2 protein-coding genes are annotated in these 631 nt (G+C 63.7%); both read left to right on the forward strand.

Features of this window, described 5'->3' with window-relative positions:
* Positions 1 to 319, forward strand: a 319-nt coding sequence (locus EH240_RS37260; protein ID WP_125007279.1) for a TRAP transporter small permease, incomplete at its 5' end; no start/stop codon positions are given.
* A gap of 3 nt (positions 320 to 322) precedes the next feature.
* The coding region (locus tag EH240_RS37265; RefSeq protein ID WP_125007281.1) for a TRAP transporter large permease subunit at positions 323 to 631 on the forward strand (309 nt) is incomplete at its 3' end.

Consider the following 631-nt stretch of genomic DNA (forward strand, 5'->3'; position numbering starts at 1 on the left):
GCGCATTTCGCGCCACATCCATGTCGACGTGCTCTACCACTATTTGCCGGAGCGCGCCGGCCGCTGGTTGGCGCTTAGCGTCGACGTCATCCGTGTCGTCTTCTTCGCATATGGGACCTGGCTGATGTGGCGCTACGTCTCGATCGTGGCGCATGAGCGCATGGTCACCGTCAACCTGCCGCGCCGCTGGTTCTTCTACGCCGTGCTGGCCGGCTTCGCGCTGATGTTCGTGCGCTCGATCCAGGTCTTCGTCGCCAACTACAGGCGTGGCTATTCGGTGCTCGAGCGTCCCGGTGCGTTCGAAACGGTGGGGGACTGAGCGATGGTGCTTCTGGTCGGAGGCTTTCTTGTCCTGATGCTGATCGGCGTGCCGGTCGCCGTTTCAATGGCGGCCGCCTCGGTGCTTTATCTCGTGATCTACGGCGTCGCGCCCGACATCATCGCGGCCCAGCGCATGATTGCCGGGGTGGAGAGCTTTCCGCTGCTCGCGGTGCCCTTCTTCATCCTGGCCGGCAACCTCATGAACATCGCCGGCGTCACCGGCCGCATCTACGCCTTCGCCCTTGCCCTGGTCGGCTGGATGAGGGGCGGCCTGGCGCAGGTCAACATCATCGGATCGGTGATCTTTTCC

Origin of the sequence: Mesorhizobium tamadayense, assembly GCF_003863365.1 — a bacterium.
Taxonomy (GTDB): Bacteria; Pseudomonadota; Alphaproteobacteria; order Rhizobiales; family Rhizobiaceae; genus Mesorhizobium; species Mesorhizobium tamadayense.